The 24266-nt window shown below is 41.8% G+C and carries 25 protein-coding genes and 1 pseudogene; 2 read left to right on the top strand and 24 right to left on the bottom strand.

Features of this window, described 5'->3' with window-relative positions:
- Window positions 1-114: 114 nt before the first annotated feature.
- The 3 genes and pseudogenes from GVJ38_RS10180 to GVJ38_RS10170 form a co-directional block, all read right to left on the bottom strand.
- Window positions 115-918 (bottom strand): annotated as a pseudogene (locus GVJ38_RS10180) (aldo/keto reductase); the annotation flags it as partial.
- Between the two features lie 95 nt (window positions 919-1013).
- On the bottom strand, window positions 1014-2483 hold the full coding sequence (locus tag GVJ38_RS10175) for a 6-phospho-beta-glucosidase (protein WP_159723049.1): 1470 nt from the start codon (window positions 2481-2483) through the stop codon (window positions 1014-1016).
- A 7-nt stretch (window positions 2484-2490) separates the two neighbouring features.
- A complete protein-coding gene (locus tag GVJ38_RS10170; protein ID WP_159723048.1) occupies window positions 2491-4347 on the bottom strand; it encodes a beta-glucoside-specific PTS transporter subunit IIABC in 1857 nt (618 codons plus the stop codon).
- Between the two features lie 143 nt (window positions 4348-4490).
- Here GVJ38_RS10170 and GVJ38_RS10165 point away from each other — a divergent pair, with 143 nt between their 5' ends.
- A complete protein-coding gene (locus tag GVJ38_RS10165; RefSeq protein WP_200849487.1) occupies window positions 4491-5201 on the top strand; it encodes a GntR family transcriptional regulator in 711 nt (236 codons plus the stop codon).
- Between the two features lie 57 nt (window positions 5202-5258).
- On the opposite strand, the gene GVJ38_RS10160 is transcribed toward GVJ38_RS10165, so the two are convergent.
- The 16 genes from GVJ38_RS10160 to GVJ38_RS10085 form a co-directional block, all read right to left on the bottom strand.
- Entirely contained in the window at window positions 5259-5900 is a 642-nt protein-coding gene (locus GVJ38_RS10160; protein WP_159723047.1) for a DUF998 domain-containing protein, read from the bottom strand.
- A 104-nt stretch (window positions 5901-6004) separates the two neighbouring features.
- Complete coding sequence (gene alsE, locus GVJ38_RS10155; RefSeq protein WP_159723046.1) at window positions 6005-6694, bottom strand: D-allulose 6-phosphate 3-epimerase; 690 nt, start codon at window positions 6692-6694, stop codon at window positions 6005-6007.
- A gap of 31 nt (window positions 6695-6725) precedes the next feature.
- On the bottom strand, window positions 6726-7826 hold the full coding sequence (locus GVJ38_RS10150) for a PTS fructose transporter subunit IIC (protein ID WP_159723045.1): 1101 nt from the start codon (window positions 7824-7826) through the stop codon (window positions 6726-6728).
- 11 nt (window positions 7827-7837) lie between these two features.
- The gene (locus tag GVJ38_RS10145; RefSeq protein WP_159723044.1) at window positions 7838-8155 is read right to left on the bottom strand and encodes a PTS fructose transporter subunit IIB; all 318 of its coding nucleotides are present in this window, start codon (window positions 8153-8155) and stop codon (window positions 7838-7840) included.
- A 49-nt stretch (window positions 8156-8204) separates the two neighbouring features.
- Window positions 8205-8654: a PTS sugar transporter subunit IIA gene (locus GVJ38_RS10140; RefSeq protein ID WP_159723053.1), complete on the bottom strand. Its 450-nt coding sequence runs from the start codon at window positions 8652-8654 to the stop codon at window positions 8205-8207.
- Window positions 8655-8669: 15 nt separating this feature from the next.
- Window positions 8670-8993, bottom strand: coding sequence for a PTS fructose transporter subunit IIB (locus GVJ38_RS10135; protein WP_159723043.1), 324 nt, complete (start codon window positions 8991-8993; stop codon window positions 8670-8672).
- A gap of 12 nt (window positions 8994-9005) precedes the next feature.
- On the bottom strand, window positions 9006-9443 hold the full coding sequence (locus GVJ38_RS10130; RefSeq protein ID WP_159723042.1) for a PTS sugar transporter subunit IIA: 438 nt from the start codon (window positions 9441-9443) through the stop codon (window positions 9006-9008).
- On the bottom strand, window positions 9433-10926 hold the full coding sequence (locus tag GVJ38_RS10125) for a BglG family transcription antiterminator (RefSeq protein ID WP_159723041.1): 1494 nt from the start codon (window positions 10924-10926) through the stop codon (window positions 9433-9435). Before GVJ38_RS10125 ends, GVJ38_RS10130 begins: the two co-directional genes overlap by 11 nt.
- 240 nt (window positions 10927-11166) lie before the next feature.
- Window positions 11167-12198: an alpha-L-fucosidase gene (locus GVJ38_RS10120; protein WP_159723040.1), complete on the bottom strand. Its 1032-nt coding sequence runs from the start codon at window positions 12196-12198 to the stop codon at window positions 11167-11169.
- A gap of 26 nt (window positions 12199-12224) precedes the next feature.
- A complete protein-coding gene (locus GVJ38_RS10115; RefSeq protein WP_159723039.1) occupies window positions 12225-13415 on the bottom strand; it encodes an MFS transporter in 1191 nt (396 codons plus the stop codon).
- 9 nt (window positions 13416-13424) lie between these two features.
- Window positions 13425-14300 carry an ROK family protein gene (locus GVJ38_RS10110; RefSeq protein ID WP_159723038.1) on the bottom strand — a complete coding sequence of 292 codons (876 nt, stop codon included), beginning with the start codon at window positions 14298-14300 and terminating at the stop codon, window positions 13425-13427.
- A 19-nt stretch (window positions 14301-14319) separates the two neighbouring features.
- Window positions 14320-15273 (bottom strand): N(4)-(beta-N-acetylglucosaminyl)-L-asparaginase, encoded by a 954-nt coding sequence (locus tag GVJ38_RS10105; RefSeq protein ID WP_200849486.1) that lies wholly within the window; start codon window positions 15271-15273, stop codon window positions 14320-14322.
- Between the two features lie 118 nt (window positions 15274-15391).
- Complete coding sequence (locus tag GVJ38_RS10100; protein ID WP_159723037.1) at window positions 15392-16681, bottom strand: Sapep family Mn(2+)-dependent dipeptidase; 1290 nt, start codon at window positions 16679-16681, stop codon at window positions 15392-15394.
- 11 nt (window positions 16682-16692) lie between these two features.
- Complete coding sequence (locus GVJ38_RS10095; protein WP_159723036.1) at window positions 16693-17418, bottom strand: GntR family transcriptional regulator, LSA1692 subfamily; 726 nt, start codon at window positions 17416-17418, stop codon at window positions 16693-16695.
- Window positions 17419-17574: 156 nt separating this feature from the next.
- Window positions 17575-18651 carry an NlpC/P60 family protein gene (locus tag GVJ38_RS10090; protein WP_159723035.1) on the bottom strand — a complete coding sequence of 359 codons (1077 nt, stop codon included), beginning with the start codon at window positions 18649-18651 and terminating at the stop codon, window positions 17575-17577.
- A 265-nt stretch (window positions 18652-18916) separates the two neighbouring features.
- Window positions 18917-19405: an RrF2 family transcriptional regulator gene (locus GVJ38_RS10085; protein ID WP_159723034.1), complete on the bottom strand. Its 489-nt coding sequence runs from the start codon at window positions 19403-19405 to the stop codon at window positions 18917-18919.
- 128 nt (window positions 19406-19533) lie between these two features.
- On the opposite strand from GVJ38_RS10085, the gene GVJ38_RS10080 reads away from it, so the two are divergent.
- A complete protein-coding gene (locus GVJ38_RS10080; protein ID WP_159723033.1) occupies window positions 19534-19722 on the top strand; it encodes a hypothetical protein in 189 nt (62 codons plus the stop codon).
- Between the two features lie 52 nt (window positions 19723-19774).
- On the opposite strand, the gene dagF is transcribed toward GVJ38_RS10080, so the two are convergent.
- Genes dagF through GVJ38_RS10055 form a run of 5 tightly spaced genes read right to left on the bottom strand, consistent with a single transcriptional unit; the run spans window position 19775 to window position 24242 of the window.
- Window positions 19775-20536, bottom strand: a complete 762-nt coding sequence (dagF, locus tag GVJ38_RS10075) for a 2-dehydro-3-deoxy-phosphogluconate aldolase (RefSeq protein WP_159723032.1) — start codon at window positions 20534-20536, stop codon at window positions 19775-19777.
- Window positions 20537-20550: 14 nt separating this feature from the next.
- Window positions 20551-21642, bottom strand: a complete 1092-nt coding sequence (locus GVJ38_RS10070; protein WP_159723031.1) for a DgaE family pyridoxal phosphate-dependent ammonia lyase — start codon at window positions 21640-21642, stop codon at window positions 20551-20553.
- Window positions 21632-22738: an amidohydrolase/deacetylase family metallohydrolase gene (locus GVJ38_RS10065; RefSeq protein ID WP_159723030.1), complete on the bottom strand. Its 1107-nt coding sequence runs from the start codon at window positions 22736-22738 to the stop codon at window positions 21632-21634. Before GVJ38_RS10065 ends, GVJ38_RS10070 begins: the two co-directional genes overlap by 11 nt.
- A gap of 16 nt (window positions 22739-22754) precedes the next feature.
- The gene (locus tag GVJ38_RS10060; RefSeq protein WP_159723029.1) at window positions 22755-23447 is read right to left on the bottom strand and encodes a DUF4310 family protein; all 693 of its coding nucleotides are present in this window, start codon (window positions 23445-23447) and stop codon (window positions 22755-22757) included.
- 15 nt (window positions 23448-23462) lie between these two features.
- Complete coding sequence (locus GVJ38_RS10055; protein WP_159723028.1) at window positions 23463-24242, bottom strand: DUF4311 domain-containing protein; 780 nt, start codon at window positions 24240-24242, stop codon at window positions 23463-23465.
- Between the last annotated feature and the right edge of the window lie 24 nt (window positions 24243-24266).

The raw sequence follows: 24266 nt of genomic DNA, 5'->3' as shown, positions 1-24266 counted from the left end.
AGGGTTATGAAACACTGACTTTCGAAGAAAAGCGTAAATTAATCGAGAAAGTAGTAGATCGAATAGAAGTAGATGGTGATAATATAGAAGTTTATTTTTTTATGTGACCATTTAAGCAATCACTTGCATCTTAGCTGGATGGGTCAAGATCCAAGCACTTGCTAAGCCAGTTGGCGTCGTGTGATATTTTTCTGCTAACTCAGTTAACGTTTGATTCAATTCAGGAAATTTTTCATTTCCGATAAAGACCCCTTCAAAAAATCCGTATTGGTAAGGCGACCATGCTTGAATCGTCATCTCATGGAGTCGTGAATATTCCAAGATCCCACCATCGTGATCCACGCTGCGGGGATCAGTCATATTGACATGGATCCCATGATCGATCATTCCCGTATGCATGATCCCAAATTGTAATTGGTTCACTACAAGCGGCTGTTTGACATACTTTTTCAATAATTCGATCTGCCCCGGATTTTGATTACTGACTCCAAAATATTTAACTTTCCCAGCTTGGTGCATCTGATTAAATACTTCAGCCACCTCTGCTGGATCAAATAAAGTATCTGGCCGATGCAGTAAAAAGGCATCTACATAATCGACACCTAAACGTTTCAAACTGCCATCGATTGCTTCAGTTAAATGCTCTTTTGAAAAGTCAAACATCTTTCCGGGCACGATCCCGCCTTTAGTTTGTAAGAAGATATCTTCGCGTTTGATCGAAGTTTTTTTCAACGCTTCAGCAAAAATCGTTTCACATTCTCCTTGACCATAAATATCTGCATGATCAAAAAAGTTGATACCATGATCATACGCCGTTTCGATCGCAGCAACTGGATCAGCGGCTGAATTGATCCGCATGCAACCTAAGACGACTGCTGGAACTTTTTGATCCGTTGTCCCAAAATTGATAGTTTTCATCGTTTTACCTCCAATGTTTTCTTCTATCATACCATATTGGAAAATACTACAGCCGCGAACACAAAATAGTCGCGGCTGTAAATTTAGTTACTTATTTAGTTAATGAATGAAGGAATCGTTGGATCACTCAATTTTTCCCCGTTTGTTTCAATCACTTGTTTAAACCAAGCAAACGAATCCTTTTTGTAACGTTTCATCGTTCCATGACCCTCGTTATCTCGATCAACATAAATCATACCGTACCGTTTTTTCATTTCACCGGTCGTAAATGACACGACATCAATGATTCCCCATGGTGTGTACCCCATCAATTCGACACCATCATAATCGACAGCTTTTTCGATCGCCTCGATGTGTTTGCGTAAATAATCGATTCGTTCAGCGTCATGGATCGAACCATCAGCTTCTAGTTCATCAATCGCGCCAAAACCATTTTCAACGATGAAAAGAGGTAATTGGTAGCGATCATACAACCGATTCAAAGTATAGCGCAAGCCTTCTGGGTCAATCGCCCAGCCCCAATCGCTACTTTCGATAAATGGATTTTCGACTCCGTTTGGCAAACCGCCATTTACGACATTCCCAAGATTATCGTTTTCAACATCCGCTTTGACTACTGTTGACATATAGTAACTAAACGCGACATAATCAACGGTCCCTTTTGCTAAGATGTTTAGATCTTCTGATCGAATATCTAACTGATAAGCTTCCCGCTCAAATTCTTTCAACGCATAATTTGGATAATATCCTCGAACTTGAACATCTGGGAAAAAGAAACGCTGATGCATCGCTTCTTCAGCTGCCATGATGTCAGCCGGATCACAAGAATAAGGATAGATTGGAACGTGTGAGACCATGCAACCGATTTGGAATTCAGGATTGATTTTTTTTCCGATCATCACGGCTTTTGCACTAGCGACTAGCTCATTATGGGCGACTTGATACATCACTTCTTTTGCTCGCTCACCTGGTTTAACGATCACGCCGGAGTTCGTCCATAAAAAGATCGGATTGTTCGTATCCATTTGATTGTTGATTTCATTAAAGGTCATCCAATATTTGACTTTAGTTTGGTAACGCTCAAAACATACTTCTGCAAATTTCGCAAAAAAGTCGATCACTTTCCGATTACGAAATCCACCATATTCCCGCGCTAAGTGCAACGGCATCTCAAAATGTGACAATGTGATCACTGGTTCGATACCATACTTTAATAATTCATCAAACAGGTCGTCGTAAAATTTCAAACCGGCTTCATTTGGTTGTGCTTCATCACCGTTCGGGAAGATCCGCGTCCAAGCGATCGAAGTCCGTAAACATTTCAAGCCCATTTCCGCAAACAAGGCCACGTCTTCTTTATAGTGATGGTAAAAGTCGATTGCTTCGTGGTTCGGATAAAATTTATCTGCTTCGATCGTCTCGGTGATCTCCCGAGGCACACCGTGAGCCCCAGCAGTCATCACATCGATCACGCTAGGTCCTTTACCGGCTGCATCCCAACCGCCTTCAAATTGATGTGCAGCTAAAGCGCCGCCCCATAAAAAATCTTTTTTCATTTTCGTCATCCTCCGATTAATTTTCTAAAATCATGTCATCCATCGTTGCGGCTTTTGTAGGCGTCACGATTTTTTCCGGTGCATTCGTAATGATGACCGGTGTAATAGTCGACAGTCCTGCGTCTTCGATTTGCTTCAGATCGACCGTTAATAGTTGGTCCCCTGCTTTCACACTTTGACCGACTTGGACTTCATAATGGAATGGTTTGCCTTTTAACGTTACGGTATCTAAACCAATATGGATTAAAAGCTCGATCCCTTCAGTTGAAGTCAATCCCAACGCATGTTTTGTTTCAGTGATCATCGTGACCGTCCCATCAAATGGCGCATACACGTTTCCGTCAGTTGGGATGATTCCTATACCTGCTCCCATCGCACCACTAGCAAATACTTCATCTGGTACTTGTGCTAAAGAAATCACCTCGCCTTGAAGTGGTTCCGTGATTCCGTGATCAGTTAAAACATTGACTGTCTGCTCAGAATTGATTTCTGCAGTCAGTTGCTCATCTTCTGTAATCGTTTCGCCAAAACCAAATAATTGAATCAAAAGAACGGCGCCACCAATCGCGATACTGCAACCAATCACAAGACCGATAAAAGAAGTTGGCACTTTGTCGCTGATTCCATTGACGATCGTCAGTAAACTGGGTAAGCCCGCATAGGCAAAATAATAAGGTGTGAAGAAGCTAGCTACGATTGCCCCTACTGCTCCTGAGATACACCCGAAAATAAAAGGTTTTTTAAATCGTAACGTTACCCCATAGATCGCAGGCTCAGTGATCCCAAAGATCCCAGTAATAAAAGCCGACAGTGAGACCCCTTTTAATTCTTTGTTGCGCGTTTTTAAAAAGACACCTAACACTGCACCAACTTGAGCGACGACTGCAATCGTTTGGAACGCTTGAAACGAGTCGCGACCATACATATCAAAATTCGCTAGCACAACTGGTGTGATTCCCCAATGGACACCGAAAATCACGAATACTTGCCAAAATCCTCCGATGATCGCCCCTGCTAAAGCTGGCGCGTAGTTCACTAAAAAGTTATACCCATTTGCTACGCCATTTGCGGCAATCGATGAAGCAGGACCTAAAACTAAAATCGTCACTGGCACCATCACGACTAAACAAATAAAAGGAGTCAGCAATGGTTTGATCACACCTGGCAACCATTTTTCCACAAATTTTTCTAAATAAGATAAGAGCCAAACTAAAATCAATGGTGGTAAAACAGAAGAAGTGTAGACGGTTTGAGTTAACGGAATCCCCATAAAGTCCAGTGCTTGACCACTGGCGATCTCACTTGCCATCTTTGCCCAGTCAGGCGAGACTAAAGCTGAACAACATGCTACTGCAATGTAAGTATTCGCTTTAAAATGTTTCGAAGCTGTAATCGCTATCAAAATCGGTAAAAAAGTAAATGGTGCCCAAGAGATAAAACTAAAGACTTGGTACGTCGAAGTCGCTGCAAATTTCGGATAAACTAAATTGATCAAGATCAATGTTCCTTGCAAGATCCCTGCAGCGGCTAAAATATAGACAAACGGTGCAAAGACCGCAGACATCGTCGCAATGATCCGGTTCATGATCCCACTTTTTGGTTCTTCGATCGTTTGGTCGACCTTCACTAATTGAGTGAAAGCATCGTAGACCTCTCCCACATGTGGTCCGATCACGATTTGAAATTGGCCATTGCTTTCAACTACTGTGATCACACCTGGTAAAGCGGCAATCGCTTCTTTGGCATTTTTTGGTTCTGTTTTTAACACTAATCGTAAACGTGTCGCACAGCGTGCAGCGTTTACAATGTTGTCCTCCCCTAGAATCGTTACGATGTCTTGGGCAAGTTTTTTATAATCTCTAACTTTGCTCATTTTTATTCACCCCAGTGCTTTTTTAGTACCAACTCGAATTGTACATTCACAATTATATTTGTGAATGTACAATAAGTCAATAGCGCTTTCATAAAAAATAAAATATGGTAAAATAAGTCTGGAAAACTTAAAGGAGAATCAACATGCTGAAATACAACGAAATCGCGTTAAATATCGAAAAAAAAATCGTCCAGCAAGATTTAAAACAAGGGACGAAACTACCAAACTTCAATGAAATGATCCAAGAATACGGTGTCAGCAAAAGTACCATCGTGAAAGCGTTGACGATTTTAGAACAACGCGGCGTCATCTATCAAGTGCAAGGTAGTGGCGTCTTCGTTCGGCGCAAAAGAAAATACGGTTATATCAATGTGATTGAAAACCAAGGCTTCACGACTGACTTGGATGATTTTACTATTACCAGTCAAGTGTTAACCGTCGAAAAAATACTTCCGCCAAAAAATGTCCAAGAAAATTTGGCCTTAAAAACTGAGGAGCAAGTCTTTCATGTCAAACGGATTCGCTTCATCAATGAACAGATCTTGTGCTTAGAAGAGTCTTATTTTTGTGAAAGTGTCGTACCTTATTTAAATGAAGAGATCGCAGGTGGTTCGATTTTTCATTATTTGCGCGACGCATTGAAGTTAAATATCGGTTTTTCCGATAAGTATTTAAAAGTTAAAAAGCTAAATGCGGAACATGCTCAGACTTTAAAATTGCAATTAGATGATCCGGCGATGTACAGCGAAGAATTATTTTATCTGACTTCTGGCAAGCCATTTGATTATTCAAAAACGGTTTATCATTACCAGCACTCACAATTCTTTTTGCAAAGCAGCAATTTAAATAATTAAGTAGCTGGAAGACAAAAAAAGAACTTCCTAGATGTCAAATCTATCTAAGAAGTTTTTTTAAGTCCCGCTTTTTATTTTTTGTAGTGCCAAAACTGCTAAGGGTAAATAATTAAAGAAAAAGCTCAGTCGCTGCCAAAAGCCTAACAAATTAAACAGCGGTCGGTGACTAAGAGCTGGAATACGAGCCAAACCATAAATACCGGCAACCAAGATACTCAATCCAAATAAAAAACTGTATAACTGAACCTGACTTAATGCGCCTTGTTTTTGATACAGTAAGATCAGAAATAAAGGAAACAATAAAAAGCCGGCATAGCCTAAACCTGAACCGATATTATGGACCCAAGTCGAGAAATTCCAGGTGGCTTCTCCAGTCTCGACACTGAACAGTCCAGTAAAGATACAATCACCCAATCCATAAAGTCCGACAGCGGCCGAAAGTAAAATTGCTAATGGTCGCGAAGTTGCAGTAAATTGCTGATACAATGCTGGAACTGCCAAGACAAAAAAAGTCCCCGAGACAACGGACCAAAGTAAAAAACTCTGGCGAACCGGACTACCTACTTCTCCAAACAGGCTGATCACCATTTTTAGTTGATTCAGCTTAGGAAAGAAAAATCCTAAAACATACGGCGTCAAAAAGTCACTCAACACGCCAAAAAGCAAAAAATAAAAGCCATACTTTCGTAATAAGAACATCCCCTCAGCTCCTTTACTTTTATTATACGGGAAAATGAACGAGAAGGGTTGTTCGAACGATTTAAAAACGACTTTCCGAGCTGATCTCAGAAAGTCGTTTTATTTTAGGCTAAGACTTTACCCGTCATTTCTTCATAATCTTTTTTCATGATCGACCAAGAAGTGGCAATGTCTTCTGACAGACCGAATAATCCACTGCGACCGATGATATAAATATCCGGACCAGCCGCATCGATTCGTTTGAACGATTTGCGATTTGATGAGCCATCCATCTCGATCACGTACTGATAGCCTTTTTCTGCTCGTAATTGACGAAGTGCAACGATCTTATCTAATGTCCCTTCAATGAACCGTTGACCAGCAAATCCTGGATCGACTGTCATGATGGTGATTTTATCTAGTTGGTCGATATAAGGGAAAATCGTATCGATGGGAGTCTCAGGATTTAAAACGACGCCTGCTTGTAACCCAGCCGCATGGATCTGATCGATCAACCGAAAAGCTAGTCCGTCTAATACTTCAGCATGCATACAGATGACATCACATTTTAAATCGATCAATTGTTGCACCCAAAAACTTGGATCTGTTACCATCAAATGAGCGGACATCGGTAAATCACTGATCTTTCGAACTTCTTCAATAAACCAAGGTGACAATGTAATATTGGGAACATAATGACCATCCATAATATCGATATGATACGAATCAGCATGATCGTTTAAAAAGGTGATCTGTTCTTTAAATTTATCTAGATCCATCGTCATTAATGAAGGTGAGAATTCAACTTTTTCCATTTTTTTCACAACTTTCTATTGAATAGATTTTTTAGAAGATTTGGATATCACCTAAATCGATATCTTCTTCTTCCGCTTCATTTTCTACTTGCATTTCATGTTCTGGCACATCTTTTTTGATTACGGCTAAGACGATCGCCGTCACTAAAATATTGACGACTAAAGCGGCTACCCCAGCCCAAGGACGCGACATTGTTGGTAACATCAATACGCCGCCAAATGGAACCGTGGCATCTGCACCTAAGACCATTGAAACTGCCCCGCCAGCCGCACCGCCAATTGCGGTCGCGACAATACTGCGTACGATGTCATTCATTACAAGCGGAATAACTCCTTCGACGATATTAATGACACCCATCGGTACAGCAGACTTCAACGTTTCGACTTCAACACTCGTATAAATATTTTTCTTAAATAATTTAGCGATGAAAAAGGCCAGTCCAAATCCGATCGGGGTTGCAGTATTGACTAGTTGCAATGCAGTGACCGGACCATTGATGCCTTCTGCTTGCATCGTTAAAACAAACGCGAAAACAGTCTTGTTGATCGGTCCGCCATAATCGACCCCACTTAAAACACCAATGACTGCACCAAACACTAATAATGATGACGAACCTAAGCCATGTAAAAAGTGAGTTAACATTCCGGTAAAAGCGGCAATCGGCGTTCCGATGATATACACCATCGTCAAACCGCCAAGTAAAGAAGCTAAAAACGGAATAATCAAAGTTGGCAGCAACCCTTTAGCCCAGTTAGGTACTTTGACGTATTTTAAAATACCTAGAACTAAAAAGCCGGCTAAGTAACCACCTAAGATCCCACCGATGAATCCGGCCCCGATGGATTTAGCTGTTAAACCAACTACAAATCCAGGTGCGATCCCAGGTTTTGCGGCGATCGAGTAAGCAAGTCCCGTTGAGATAACGACTGGCAATAAACCTAAACCAGCACCACCCATCGTAGCCAATGCATCCCATAATGAGAATTTTCCTTGAACCAATGCATCTTTACTAGCGCCGCCAAATGCCATCCCGATCGCGATCAGAAAGCCAGCACCACAGACGATCGGAATCAAATAGGAGATCGCAGTCAATAAATGACCTTTTAAATTCAATTTTTTAATCGTATCCATGTCAGTTCCTCCTATGCTTGTTGCGCGACAACTTCAGCCGCTTTTTCAATCAATTTATTCGGTGATTTGATCGCTACTTCAGTTGGGACTTGGATGATTCGTTTGCCATCAAATCGTTCACGACCAGAAATTTTCACATCAACTGCTAAAATGACGATATCCGCGGCTGCCACTTCGGCTGGTGTTAATTCATTTTCGACTCCGATCGTTCCTTGGGTTTCCATATGCATGTCATAGCCTGCTTTTTTAGCAGCATTTTCTAATTTTTCTTGCGCGATATACGTGTGGGCGATCCCCACCGTACAAGCTGCGACTCCGACGATTTTCATCTTAAGTTCCTCCTTGATTTACTCGATATTTTTTATCCATTTCTAGCTTTTAAGCAAAAGCTGCTACGACTTCGGCTGAGGTTTTGGCAGCAAGCAGATTCCCCACCACCTCGTCATTGCCTAGTTTACGAGCGAATAATGATAATAATTTCAAATGTTCTTTAGCACTTTCGGTATCATTGCCAACTGCAAATAAAATAATGACTTTCGCACCATGATCGTCTAAACTTTCCCAGGGGATCTCAGTTTCATTGATCCCAATCGCCACACCTACACGATTGACAAATTCACTTTTTCCATGGGGGATCGCGACATAATTTCCGATTCCCGTTTGCCCTTCTGCTTCCCGGGCATAGACATCTTTGACATACCCGTCGACATTTGAGAGATAACCATTTTTTTGTAATAATTCAGCTAGTTCAGTGATCGCCTCACGCTTTGTTTTCGCTTTCATTTGTGTTCTGACGACATTCACGTCGACGATATCTTTGACTTCCATCATGTTCTACTCCTCCTAGTTGGCGCTATTTTCTGCCACGACTTCTTTGGCTTTTTCTAATAGTTTATTCGGTGATTTGATCGCAACATCCGTGGGAACTTGGATGATCCGTTTGCCGTCAAACCGTTCACGGCCAGAAATTTTCACATCGATCGCTAAAATGACGATATCGGCGTCCTCGATCTGAGCTTGAGTCAATTCATTTTCGACTCCAATCGTTCCTTGCGTTTCGATCTGGATCTCATAACCTGCTTTTTTAGCAGCATTTTCTAATTTTTCTTGCGCGATATACGTGTGGGCGATCCCCACCGTACAAGCTGCAACTCCGACGATTTTCATTCTGATCTCCTCCTAATTTTCAATCTTCAGTAATTGAGTGAATGTTGTTTCTTCTGTAGCGGCTGAAAGTTGTGCCAACCACGCTTCATCGGCTAATTGACGTGTGAAACGAATCATCGTTTGTTTCGTCTCAGCTGATTCGTTAGTCTTCAATAAAAATACGATGATCAATTTGATCGCTTTGATTTGCGGATTCCATTGCGCGACAGCTTCTTTTAGATGCATTATGATGATTTTACTGTCCACTAACTGAGCATTCTCAAAATGAGGCATGATGACTGCCGGCGCGATCTGTAAGTCTCCTACCGCTTCCCGCTCTAGGAAAGCTGCTTTGATTTCGGCTGATGACAATTGTTGCGTTTTGATCTTTTGGGCAATGAAGTCGTAGACTGCTTCCCGGGAAGTAAATGGACAATTGAAATAAGACTCGATTAAGTTATTATTTTCCATGGTTGATCGCCTCAATTTTTTGTTGGATGCGCTTTTGATCATCAACAGTCAGCATCGCACTGACCAGTAAACTTTGGACCGGTAAATCTGCTGGCAGCTGAACTGTCGTCAAAATCAGATCTGCATCTGGATGAACAGCTAACTTTTCTTGTGAATATCGACTCGCTGTAACATCGATGATCTCCAATTCAGGAAATTTCTTTTCGACTTTCGTTTTTAATAGTTCAGACGTTCCTACTCCAGTCGTACACATGATGATCGTTTTGATTGGGCGTTGATTCGTCTCTAACATCCGAGCAAAGTAAAGAGTCAAAAAACCATTTTCATCTTGATTGATCGCAGGCAGTGCATATGTTTGACTGATTTGTTTGGAAACTCCCGTCACCTCGCGAAAAATATCTTCATATGTGAGCCGAATCTGATCCAACAAACCATTTTTCACGCGAATTTTATGTTCTAAGCGATTGACCATTGGCTTGATGTGACTAGCTAAGTCTAAAAAATTCACTTCATTTTGGGTCGCGATCTGCAAGCGACGACCCATCTCAGTCAAATACGCTTGTGTGATCTGGACGACTTTAGCCGAAAAATTTGCCGCACTGCCGGCTGGCTTACCTTGCATCCGTGAAGAAAGTAAGTACTGATACAAATAGTAGACTTCAATTTCTGGCAGCGGTTGATGTAAATAATTCTCAACATTTTCGATGACTTTTTTTGAAACTTGTTGCAACTGAGTATTATGTTGCAACTCAGCGGTCTCTTTAGCCGTCAACTCATTCATCGTTTGATTTTTCAACGCGCCCACTTTACGGAAACGAGAGATTAAGATGTATAAATGAGAAAAAATATTGATGTTATACGGATACGGAATCGTAATGCTCAATGCTTTTTCGATCCCGCGCAATTCCCGGATCACAAACAAGACATCATAATTATTTAAATTAGACGCTTTGACACTTTCCAATTCATCTAGATCGATGGTATTAAAAGTCGGGATCAGATCAGCTAATGCTCGGCGAATATCATTTTCAGCTCCCGTAACCGCTAATGTTCGATTTTTGCGTTCCAAGGTCAAATCATATTCTTTCAATTGTTTAGCAATCAGTTGTTCATCTGAAGTGATCACTGAATCCCCGACATAATAATCTTCAAACAAATCATACAAGTTACGAGCTTTCGGCGAACTAAGCAGCAGTTCTTCTAGCACCCGCATGCGGCGTTCGTTGGGTGAATACGCATCGTCTTCTTCGACCGTCCAATTTTTTTGCGAAATATATTTTTCATAATTTAATTGGTAGCCACGCCCCTTTTCCGATAAAATCAATGGACTTTCTTTGACTCCCTGGTTGATCTTTTTGATCAAACGATAGATCGTTTTAGTGGAAGTTTGCAATTGTTCAGCCAATTCTTCGGCCGTGACATAATCTTGTTTTTTCGAAAGAGTCAGTAACAGACGTTGTTCACGGTTATTTTTCTTCGTCATTTAGCTGCCCTCCTTTGATAGTTTTATCATATAGCAAATTTTAGAAAACGCTTTACTGAGAATTGTCCTTTGCAAAGGACAATTCTAGTTTAATAGCTTTTACACACTTAAGTAAAACACAAAAAAACCGCATCCCACTAACAGATACGGTTTTTGCTATCAGTTTAAAATCTTTTTATAGCTTTAGCCTGCACGCTACTCCACTTAAAGGCCATTCGTTTGTTTTCCGTTATGCTTACGTTAAACGTTGGCCACTTGCTCCATTGCGCGTACTTGTTGCAACGTTTGGATCGAAGCCATCGGAATACGACCTAGTCCATCTAATCCAACATTTAACAAGTAATTAATTCCCAGCTCATTCAAATGTTTTTTGTAGTGGTAAATCGTTTCTGGTGTTTTCCAATTTTGATCGTGATAAGAAAAGCCCCACGAATCATTCATCGTTCCGGCTGTTTCATATAAATCATAGGGTGACGGCTTGAATCCCTCAATTGAATTGTAATCGACTTGGTCTACTTGTTCAGCGCCACCTTCAGGAATTTCATTATCCCCTAATGAAACATAATCGTATTTGCCATTTCCTAGCCGTGAGTTGACTAAACAATTTGGTTGCAAGGCTTTGACTGTATCATAAATCTGTTGGCTTTGCGCATCCGACAATGTCATAGGCATATCAAACCAAGCGGTGACGATCTCGCCGTAGTTGGTCATGATCTCTTTGATTTGCGGGATGATCTTTTGCTCAAAACACTGAGTAAAATCTTTTTCGGCTTCATTAGGAAAATCCCAACTATTGTCCCAAGTGGTGCCCGCCGTTTCAATGTCATTGGATAAATAGCCACCGCCATTTGGTTCGTGCCAATCTAAATCTTGTGAATAATAAATCCCTAGCTTTAATCCGAATTTTTGACACGCAGCCGCCAATTCTTTTAAAATATCACGTTTGAATGGCGTCGCATCATAAATATTATATGGATCTACTTGCGAATGATACATTGCAAAGCCATCGTGGTGTTTGGTAGTGATCACTAAATAGCGCATACCACACGCTTTAGCCAATTCCACGATTTTTTCAGCATCAAAATAGAGTGGATTAAATGCCGTTGCCAAATTACCGTATTCTGCATTGGAGATCTGAAATTTTGATTGGATCCATTCCGCATAAGCACTCGACGACTTTCCTTCATATTCTCCAGCTAGTAGGGAATACAGACCCCAGTGGATCATCATGCCATATTTAGCTTCTTTGAACCATTTGATATTTTCGTTCATCTTTTTTCCTCATCTCATTTAAGTTGTTATAAGCTCAGTTGATCTTTTTTAATGACGACTAAATCGTAAAGGGATAACGCGATATAAAATAAACCGGAGAAGAAAATAATGCTACCGGGATTATGATTGTGGATTAAGTTCCCGAAAAATTGGAAGAAGTAAGGTGCGCAGAGAAAACCGATGTTGATCCCGATGATGATGATTGATGTTGTAAAGTTCATCGAATCTTTTGGCGAATAAGCGACCATGCGCGCAGTCAAAGCTGGGTTGATCACCCCATTACAAAAACCGCAGATCAAGACTAGTGCTAAGAGCATCGTCAGCGAATGGGCAAACGGGATGATCATCATAGCAATCGCCGTGATGACCTCAAAAATCGTCACCGTATATTTTCCTAGCACTTTGACAAATTTTTCAAAGGCGATCCCGGAAAAAATCGAACACAACACGAGAAAGCCAAAGATATGCGTGACTTGGGTGGCAGTCCCGATCCCACTGTCTACCACTAACGTCGGCAATTTTAATGAGATCGCTGAATAAAATAAACAAATGAACAGGAACAGGCCTGCCAACTTGATTACACCAAAGTTCGTCGTCGGTTTTGTTTTACTAACTTCAACATCTAATGCCACATCTCCCGCTGTAGCTTGATCCAGCTCTTTTGGTACGAACACCGTGACTAAAATGATCGGCACGATCAAAAACAAGAAAACTAAATAAGTCGTATGCCAACTAATGGAGATCAAAAAGCCTGCAATAAACAACATGATCGCGTCTCCAATGGCACCGATCGAATTTCGCCAGCCTAATAACTTGTTACGTTTTTCTTCAGAAAAGGTATCAGTGATATAAGACACACTCAAAGGCGTAAAGATCCCCATCCCGACCCCAAATAAAGCTCGTGACAATAAAATACTGAAATAGTTAAAGAAAAATGTCGGAATGATCCCAAACAACAATGAGATCGTCAATCCTAGTAAGACCGTATTCTTTTTACCTAATGCATTGGAGATCAAGCCGCTGATGACGGTTCCTAATAACACACCTGCTGTCGGGATCACGATCAACAATTCAACATTTGCAAGTGACATATTCGAAAAATATTTTTCCATCGACGGAATCGTCCCGGAAACAGCATTACTGACAGACATCAAAAATGAAATCGATAAAATTCCGATCGTTAAGGCTGTTGAATTTTGGGTTGGTTTCTTTTCCATGGTTTCACCTCAATTAATTTTTTCAGTTTGAGCCACTAAGCCGGCTCCGATCAAATTCGCTTGACTGCCAAAAGTAGCTACCCGAAGTTGTGGAACGATCGGGCAACGCTGACCGTATCCCATGATCACTTGCAATTTACGCGAAATATTGGCAAGTAGTTCCGGCTGATTAACGATCCCGCCACTCAAAACAAATGCTTGCGGGTCAAAGCTGTATTGCAGATTGTAAATGCCTAACGCCAAATAATGATAAAGTTCTTCACATAAAGTTTGGGCTCGTTCATCTCCTACAGCTGCGAGTTCAAAAACGTCTGTGCCTTGATACGTTTTGCCTTTTAGCTGTGAAAATTTACGCCCCATATGGACCGCTGAACCTAATTCGCTCCACTCTTTAAATTGTCCATCGTGTTCCATCAACATCATGCCAAATTCGCCACCAAAGCGATGCGCTCCTGGCAAAATCTTTTTATCGACGACGAGTGCGCCCCCGATCCCCGTGCCAATCACCAAAAACAGAACAGATTGTAAGTCTTTAGCCGCTCCAGCTTGTAGTTCAGCAATACAACCACAATTTGCATCATTTTCAAAAAAGATCGGCAACGGATAATGCGCTTGGAAATAGCCTCTAAAATCAAATCCATGCAAATAACGTAGTGAACTAGCACCTTCGATCTCACCTGTTGCTTGATTTGGGATGCCTGGCACACTAAAAGAAATCGCAGCGACTTCAGCTTGCCGCAAATAAGATTGGATCAATTGATCTAATTTTTGACGCATCGTCTCCCAATCAGCTGGCGAATCAAATCTTCGAATGTCACTTAAAGTTTGATCAAATAGCGCGCTTTTAACACTGGAGCCTCCGATATCGATCGTTAAAATTTTCATCTCACTTTTTCCCCCATCATTAGTCGATCGGCGCCTTGATCCGTTTTTCATAAGCTACCAACCAATCTTCGGTGATCGGTTCGATCGTTGTTGTCTGATTTTTTCCTGGTTGCGCGATGAAAATTTGTGGACTTAACGTTTCATTTCCAACACTAAATGTAAATTCCACATTGGTCGCAACACCCCACTCGCCATTTTTAGCTAGTGCGATCAACGAAAACGCTCCCGCTTTGCCATACCGTTTCGTCAACTTATCATGAAACTGATAAACGGCTTGATCACAAGCTGCTTGCGGTGTCAAACCTTCTCCCATCAGCCGAACGATCTCATAAGACAAGCAACCCTTCATCAAATCTTCTCCTAAGCCAGTCGCAGCTGCTCCGCCGATCTCACTGTCAACGTAAAAGCCAGATCCAGATAGTGGTGAGTCTCCCACTCGACCAGGTTTTTTCATGAATAAACCAGAGCTTGAAGTCCCAGCAGTCATTGAACCTGTCTGATCTAATGTGATTGCGCCAACTGTATCGTGACCATCATATGGATTTAATTGATGTTCGTGGATCTCTCGCAACCGTTTTTCCCAAATCTTATAGGCCCGTTCCGTCAACATATTCGTTCGCTCAAAACCGTTTAACATCGCATACTTGACCGCACCTTCTCCGATTCGAAAACTATTGAACTTTTCATCGCTTAGTTTTCGAGCAACTGCGATTGGATTTTTGACATCTGTGATTCCTGCCACCGCACCGATCTTAAATGTATCACCATCCATGTATGCGGCATCCATCTCCAAAATTCCTTCAGCATTTGGCAATCCACCATAACCGACTGATTTATAGTAAGGATAGTCTTCTACTGTTTTGATCAATGTCTCTACCGCATCACCTGCTGTCCCTTGATTTTCCAATAACCGCAACGCTTCCGTTACGCCATCGTGGGCCATTCGCCAAGTTGCAATTGCTCCCCAAGTCATATTATTCTCCTTTCGATAACGCTTTCATTTGATGAGTTCATTATACCTAGTATATACTATATTGTATATACCTTAAACGAAATTTCTAAAAAAAATCCCCCAAACTGGAGGATTGTATTTAACACGCTAGTACAGTCAGTGCTCGCAAATAAATTTCTAAGTTTTTCAACAGATCTACTTCCGTCATAAATTCATCTTCTTTATGAGCGATCCCTTTTTGTCCCGGAAACGATGGACCAAAAGCAACGAGATTTGGCATAAACCGCGCATACGTCGCACCCGTTGTTGTAACCGGTTCAGCTACCCCACCCATCACTTGTTCATAAACAGTCGTCAGCTGTTTGACATGCGCATCAGTTTTAGGAAAGTAACTACTTTTTAACCGGCGAGTCACTTGAAGCTGACTATTTGGCAACCAATTTTTCTTGATAGTGGTGGTAAGCTGTTCTTCATTTACTGAGATCGGATACCGAATAGCTAGCTTAACTGTTATCCCATTAGACTCTTTGACTAATCGGTAAGGCGTCAACAGCAAGCGACCGCTTTCTTCATCTGAAAAGTCAAGGCCTAAACGTTGACCATGGTGTTGTTCGTCAAACATATCTGCTAACCAACTAAAATATTCACCTAACTGCTCTGGCAAAAGCGAACCTAACCTATTCGCTAGAAGCGATATAGCATTGATTCCTAATTCCGGCGCATTAGATGGTGCGCGTTTTCCTGCTACCTCGATTACTTTTTCATCTACAGTCGTCCGTAATAGATCTGGTACATGATCGCTAGCTTGATCCCCGATAATTTCACCGAGCCGCTGTAGTTGTGTTTGAGAAAATGGCATCGTAATAGCATAGTGGACAATGCCTCGCTCACCATAGACGACTGGGTATTTGCAATCAGGTGTAAAACCAAACAAAGGTGGAGCTTCTTGTTTTAAATACAGTGGTAGGTCATGACTTCCGCTTTCTTCATCCGTTCCAAAAATAATTCTGATGGGGCGTTTCAATGGTAAGTGTTGTTCCTTCAATAACTTTAATGCAAACAAGCAAGCCATGATGGGACCCTTATTATCCAAAATCCCTCGACCATAAAAGGTACCATTTTTATTTGTCAACTGAAATGGCGGGTAAGTCCATTTACCTCTAGCTGCTACTACATCTAAATGCCCGACGACACCGATATACTCTGACCCTTGACCAAGTTGCGCATAGCCGACTGCATCTGCGATCATTTTAGTTTCAAAGCCATAACTTTTAGCAATTTCAAGAACTGTCAACAAGGCTTCTTTTGGCCCTATCCCAAATGGTGCTTGAGAGGCTTTGGGACCTTTGACACTTTTGACCGCCATCACTTTTGCTAACGCTTGATAAAATTCGGCTTTATTGGTCTCGATCAACTGAGTTAGATTCATGTTTTGTCCTCCTAATGAGCATAACGAGTCAACGTATTTTTAAAAGTGTAACGATCAGCGCGATAATAGGAAACATCATATAAGATCGGTGTTGCGTCAATCGCATAAGTCACTGAATGAACGCGAAATAAAGGACTACCAATTGGCACCTTCAACAGCTCAGCTAGTTCTGGCTCGACTAAAATCGCTTCGACTTCTTGATGTGAATAAGCGATTTCATTTTTTCGTTCAATCAAGTCAAACAGCGAACCTTCAAAATCTTTAATGGATAAATCCGCCACGTACATTTCACTTAAGTAAATTTTTTCTACTGTCATCGGTTCATCTTCCAATAAACGTCGCCGAACTAATTCATAAATTGGCTGTTTAGTTTCTAGAGCTAAAATAGAATAGATTTTTTCACTTGGTTCAGTTAATTTTTTAAATGAGATCACTTCCGTTTTACTCGTCTTGCCTTGTGCTTTAGCAACTTCACTAAAGCCTTGCAAACCGGCACGTCCACTTTGGATTTTAGACATCACATAACTTCCCTTGCCTGGACGTTTGACGAGAACATTTTTTTGGATCAATGCATCGATCGCTTTTCGCACCGTTAGTCGACTGCAATCAAATTCTTTAGCTAAATCATATTCAGAAGGTAATTTTTGAGCACTGACATAAATTCCAGCTTGAATCCGTTGCTCAATTTCCTCAGCGACTTGCTCAAACTTTGCTTTGGTATTTTTTTTTGTTTCCATCTTGTCACCTCACCTGATTTTTAATAGTATATACCGCAAGTCTTATACTACTACTAGCCAAACTAGCAAGCAACTCTTAAACCAATTTTCAATAACGAAAAAACAAAGCAAAAAGTCGACTAACCAACTTTTTGCTTTGTTTTTCCTGTTATAAAATTAATTTGCTTTTTCGGCGTACCAACCGATCCCTTCATTGCGCCAGCCAACTTTTACCAAGCTATCGCGCTCACCTTTGCTAGTAGTATAATGATGGCTATCTTCTGTAGCCGGAGCATACGGATTGTAGACGCGGTAAACGGGAACCGTTCCGCCTGACAGCCAGCCGATTCCTTCAAATTCCCAACCGACTTTCACTAAACTATCCTTTTCACCTGCACTAACGGTGTAGTGATGACGACCATTATTAGGATTATACACGCGGTAAACTGAGTCGCCCGATGTCGGCGTGATCCAGCCAATCCCTTCATTGCGCCACCCTAAACGGATCAAGTTGTCTGCTTCGGCTTTACTCAACGTAAAATGGTGATTCCCACCATTAGGATTGTAAATACGATACACGGCGTTACTAACTTCAGGTTCTTCTTCTCCTGGAGTCGTGCCTGGATCAGCAGTATCTTTGATCATTCGACGAGCAAAAGAAGGTTTCCAATATTGCATCCCCGTCACTTTCACTACATCTCCTGGCTCTGGTGAATAAACCATCTGACCGTTACCAATATAAATCGTCACACTATATGTCTGACCACGGTTTCCATAAAAAAGTAGATCACCTGGTTTTAAAGCTGATAAACTGACTTCTTCCCCTTCTTTTTCCTGCAAAACAGTTGAACGTGGTAAATTGATCTGTACAGCAGTTTTATAAACATATTGGATCAAACCAGAACTATCAAAACCCGTTGCTGGTGTATTACCACCCCAAGCAAATGGTATACCTTTTTGTTTCAACGCTTCAGCTACGACCGCATTTCGTTTATCATCTGCGCTTGACGAGCGGGGACGAATCCGCTCCTGAGCCGTCGAAGCTGGAGCAGCTTCTTCACTAACTAATGTTGGCTGATTCATGATTGCTTGAAATTGTTCCGTAGTGTAGCCAGCTGCTAACGCTTTTTCTTGTTCGCTAACTAAAACTTGTTGTGTCCCTGTTTGCGTTTCAGCTTGTGCTAATTCACCACCTGCAAAAAATAGACTTGCGACCACCAAACTTCCAAATGCGACTTTTTTTAAATCCATCATCTTCCATACCCTCGTTTTCGATTTCAATTTTTACTACTCTGTTATTATACAAATGTTTCTATAATATTACAATAACATTTCAATATATTTCTTAAATATTTCTGATTCATAACGAAATGATGTCTAACCCTATCCTATAGACAAAAAAAAGCCGGACCTTGATCCTGCTTTTAGTTTGAGTATTTACCGAATTTATAAGCAATCCGCGATTTACGACCTAGCTATGAAAAAAATGTTCGTCAATCCAATCTTTTCTACGCTGATATCAAGAAGAACGATTTTTTTCGATGATCGACTTCCAATCGAGTTGTAAAACTTGGCCCGCTTTATCACGTGGCACGATCTCTGAAATCTTATGATCCGCCAGTGCCTGTCGATAGCGCTGTTCAGCTTCTGATAAAATCTCATTGACCAGCTGACTTTTTGCTTTCACTAACTGATCACTGATGAACATCGTATGGATTGGACTTAGATCTACTCCAGCAGTAAACGGTTCCGTTCCTTCGACTGCTTCAAAAACTGTCAAAAAGCTGATTTCATCAATTGGCTTTTTCAACGTGTAGCCACCTTTTTTTGAAGCATTTGAATCAATCAATCCCGCGTCTTTCAACTTCTTGGCTACTTTTAACAAGTAACTATGAGACACATTCATTTGTTGGCTGACTTCAGATGATTTCAACGCGACGCCCGCCGGCAATTCCGCTAACATCACTAGCAAACCAATCGATTGGATGAATGGATTATTTAGTTTCACGATCTGGCTCCTTTCCAAGTAAAGATCATTGACAAAATTGAATCCACGGAGTATTTTTATCCATAGATAGAAAAAGGATTCAATTTCAATCTTAGTCTATCACATTTTGGATTAAAGGAGTGATCAAGATGTCATTTGAAGACAAGATCAATGAACTCAAACACAAAGCAGATGCTTTAAAAGACAGTGGCAAAGAATTAGGCGACATGTACAGTACAGAAGGTAAGAAAGTTGGCGAAGAATATAAAGAGTTAGGCAAATCGGTAGGCGAAGAATTTAAGAAAAAAGGTCACGATCTTGCGAAACGATTCAAATAACTCAAAAACTCCCAACTACTTAGTTAGGAGTTTTTTTTCAAATGTGCGCCACTTAGACTAACACATTTTCTTTTGCTGGACTAATTTTTTTAACGATCGCAAGTAATGTCGCTACGTCTTCTGGTCGGGTATCTCCTGTTACAGGATCAATAATCGAGCTATAGATATGGGGAAGGATTTTCTTAACTCCAGCATCTAATGCGATTTGCAAAATTTCCTCAAAATTTTCTAAGTCGATCCCACCAGTGGGTTCCAGATAAAAATCATACTCCGCACACGCTTTGGCAACCGCTTGAAATTCTTCTTTATGAGCTAACCCTTTCATTGGGAAATACTTAATGGAGCTGCCCCCCATGTCTTGCAACATTTTGATCGCCGTTTCGATCGGGACACTAGCTGCCGGCGCTTGTGAACTTAAAGGACCGGTGGCAATATTGACCCAGCCAACTTTTCCCGTTGGTGAAACTAAACCATTGATCACCGTGTCCCCTTGGCCTAGCAAAGCCCGTGAAGTTCCCACACCGGTAAAGACTTGATTTACGTGTTGTGGTTGTAATTTTGCCGATAACCGTGAGACCATCTGGCTTTGATTGGGATCACCAGCACCTAAGCCGACTGATAGTGCGTTATTCGTTGCGGCTTGGTATTTTTCCATATCAGTGATGGCGGCTTCATCAGTGGCATAATTTTTGGATAAAACACCTAAGACCACATGACCTTCTGCCGCTTCGTAACACGCTTTGGCATTTTCAACTGAGTTAGCTAACACGTTTAAACAAACCCGGTCTTCGTAATAGTTTGGAATGACTGACATAATTTAACTTCCCCTTACATGATTTCTTTTAATCGTTGGACGATCTGGTCCATTTCCGCTGTGTCGACGGAGCGAATATCAAATTCAATGATGCCATTATTCGCTTGGTACTCCCGAGTATAAACCGCGGGGGATTCAGCTTTTAATTCTGTGATCACTTCTTTTGCCGTTTTTGCGCCTTGAACGGTCACACTAGCACGATAAATTTCTCGGCCCGCACCATCTTGAACGATTTTTGCGGATAGACCAGAAATTTGATCGAGCGCTTCGACAAATGGAACTAATCGTTTTTTCATCGCAGAGCCAGACTCACTGCCTTCAGCCAAATAGTCTTCAACGGCTTGAGTAAAACCTAAAATATTATCTTTTCCGATCTTCATCGCCCGACCGATCCCTTTACTTTGCAAACGCAGCCAGTCGATGTATTCTTTTTTACCGATCACCAGGCCAGCACTTGGACCTTCAATTGCTTTAGCCCCTGAATAAATGACTAGATCCGCACCAGCTTGAATATATTTGAATAAATCTTCTTCTGCTGCAGCATCCACGATCAACGGTAAGTCATGCTGATTAGCTACTTCAACTGCCTCGGCGACACTCAACATACTTTTTTGAACGGTATGATGACTTTTGATGTATAAAAGTGCCGCTGTTTGTTCAGTGATCGCTAGCGCTAAGTGTTCGGGTGAACACATATTAGCATAACCAGCTTCTACGACTTTCCCGCCACCTTGCGCTACCATGACTTCCACAGGTGTGCCATAATCCACATTGTGTCCTTTAGGCAACACGATCTCTCGCCGTTGGATTTTTTCCGTATAAGGATGATAGACGTGATATAGATCACCTTGTCCGATCAATGCCGCAACCGATTGTGCGATTCCAGCTGAAGCTGAAGCCACGATCTGGGCAGCTTCGACTTGAAGTAATCCTGCTAAAAATTTACCGGTCTGTAACGAAAGCTCACTCATTTCAAAAAAATGTTCGCCCCCGAAACGTTGGGCGGCTAATACATGTTGAGAAACTTTTGAGACTCCTAAAATCGTCATTTTTCCAGAAGCATTGATCACTTCTTTTAAACCAAATTTTTCATAACTAATTGTCATATAAGACGCCTCCAATAATTGTCTTCACTGGCTTGATCTGCTCAGTGGCGATTCGGGTGGCGCCATTAGAATCAGTCAGTTCTTTTTGAGCTTCGATCAGCTCAAAAATCGTAATATCTGCATCAAAGCCGGGCTTCAGTTGGCCTTTAGTTGTCAATTGAAAATTTTTAGCCGGCACTTCGGTGATCATCGCAATGATTTCTTCCCAAGAATAGCCGACGATCCGCATTTTTTCTAATGTCGTAGCTAAATCAAATACGGGGCCATTCGTCCGATTTCGAATATAAATATCCGTGCTGATCGATGTCGCTTTCATGCCCGCTTTGAACGCTGTCTCAGCCACGTGGAAATTAAAACTATCCGTCCCGTGTCCAATATCAAATACAACGCCTTTGCGGTACGCTTCCCAAACAAACGCTTTGATCTGTTCCGTTGCTTGATCTAAAATCCCATTTGGCTTGCCATTGAAACAATGGGTCAAAATATCACCGGCTTCTAAATGAGCCAGTACTTCAGCTAATTCTGGTGGCGCCGAACCGATGTGGACCATCAGCGGCAAGTGCTGATTAGCCGCTTGGATCTCTTTGGCCAATTCAAGTGGTGTAATGCCGTTGTCTCCTACGACCGTTTTACTCATCCGTGCTTTGATCCCAATGATGAAATCTGGCAGATCCGCGAGTGCTTCATGAACGAGATCCGCTTGTACTTTTGAAAGATCCGCTAGTTCATCTTGTTCTACGATGCCCCATTTCGAAATATTCAGTAGTGCGTAAACATTTGTTTTAGCGGCTGCAGCTAATTGCTGAAAATCACGGACGTTCTCAGCGCCAGTCGTCCCAGCATCGATCACAGTCGTAACGCCTTTTTCAACTCCGATTTGATCTGGATAGTCATAATAAAGTTTCATTTTTTCATAACAATGGACATGATCATCGATCCAACCGGCTGAAAGATATCCTTCACCGGCTAGATCTAAAACGGTGTCAGCTGTCAGCTCTAACTTTTCTGCCACAGCTTCGATCTTACCTGCTGTGATGGCGATCTCGATCGGACTGCCATCGATCAAGCGACCATTTTTGATTAATGTCTCAACCATTTTGACTGCCTTCTTTCTACTTGATCGCGACTGGGAAAACCGCACCTAAGATCATCGCACCTAAGATCGCACCACCGGCAATCGGTTTTTTCCAAATATAAAAGCCTAATGCCCCTAATGTTGCGCCGATCCCGATTGGAATAGAAGCTAAACAAGCACTTAAAATGATCAGCGGGCCTAAGAAACGACCAGAAGAATTTCCGGCTCCCATCATCACATCCGCACCAAAAGTTGAATTGGATTGATTGATCGTAAATTTACGGATCAAGACGATGATCCCGCCAACTGCTACGCCTAACAGCAAACCTGTGATCAAAGACAACGTAAAGTTTTCGATCGGTGCTGTGATTTTCATACTCAAGAAAATCGCTGGGATTCCGATCCCGATCCCAGTCAAGATCGAACCACCTAAATCTAAAATCCCAACAAGTGACCCTTCCAAGATCCGAGCAAATAAGAAACTAGCACCAAACGCTGCAGCTGCTCCATAAGAGCCACCATCCAATCCTGCTTTCAACATCGCAACGATCGACACTTCATTAAATGCACCGACGCCATACACGACATACATATGCGTTCCTGAAAAAACTGCCGCGGACATCAACCCAACAATAATCGGAAATGACCAATCCGCAAACCAAAAACTTTTTTCGCGTTTTTCTTCTAATACTCGGGCTTGTTCTTTTTCCCACTCTTCTGTTATTTCCATCTCTCTTCCTCCTGACTATTTCACATTGAAGACATTGTGCAGATCATTGAGCCAATTGGGACTTTGTAGCTGAAAGCTCTTGATCATTTCTAAATCAAAGCCGCGGAAGAAACCGCTTAAAATGAAGAGCAAAATGATCGCAGCCAGCATACTTTTCGTCACGCGATTCCAGCCGATCTCATCCACGCCTTTTCCGATCAAGATCCCTAAAACTACACCGGGTACGGCATTTCCCATGATGAGTTGCGCGATCCCGCCAAATAAAGTGCCCCAAAAACCAGTTCGTTTACCCGCATCTAATGCTGCTAGCCAAAAGATGACTGGCATCACAGTATTAATCAAGATCGTTGCGGCTGGAACTAAGACAGCCACAGCAGTGACTTGCAACGATTTAGGGATCGCAGCGGCAGTTGAATTTAGAAATGCCACGACAACTGCCCCAATGATCGCGCCGATCATTCCCATTTTTTTCGGTTCATGCATGGTCTCAGCTAAATTTTTATTTTTAGCCAGGAGAGTTGCCGCTGCCCAGTTAGGAATGATGCGGTGCGTCACATCTTGCGTGAAAGCTCCGGCACCGACTGCTGAAGCCCAAGCGTTGAAAAAAAAGCCTAAGCCAAATGAAAAATGTGAAGCCGCATCGCCCATACAAGCGTTCATCTCACCTAAAGTCCGAAATGCCCCTAAGCCTTGAGTACTGGGAGCATGAAACATTCGCGCCGCGCCAACTGAAGCTGAAAAACCCAGTAAGCCGCCGATCACGATCGATTTGATCAAGATAATAGTAAATTCCACTTGATTCCGTCCTTTCTTTCGTCA

It is taken from the genome of Enterococcus sp. CSURQ0835, from assembly GCF_902706605.1.
Classification (GTDB): domain Bacteria; phylum Bacillota; class Bacilli; order Lactobacillales; family Enterococcaceae; genus Enterococcus_A.
This window is presented reverse-complemented; position numbering and strand designations above follow the sequence as displayed.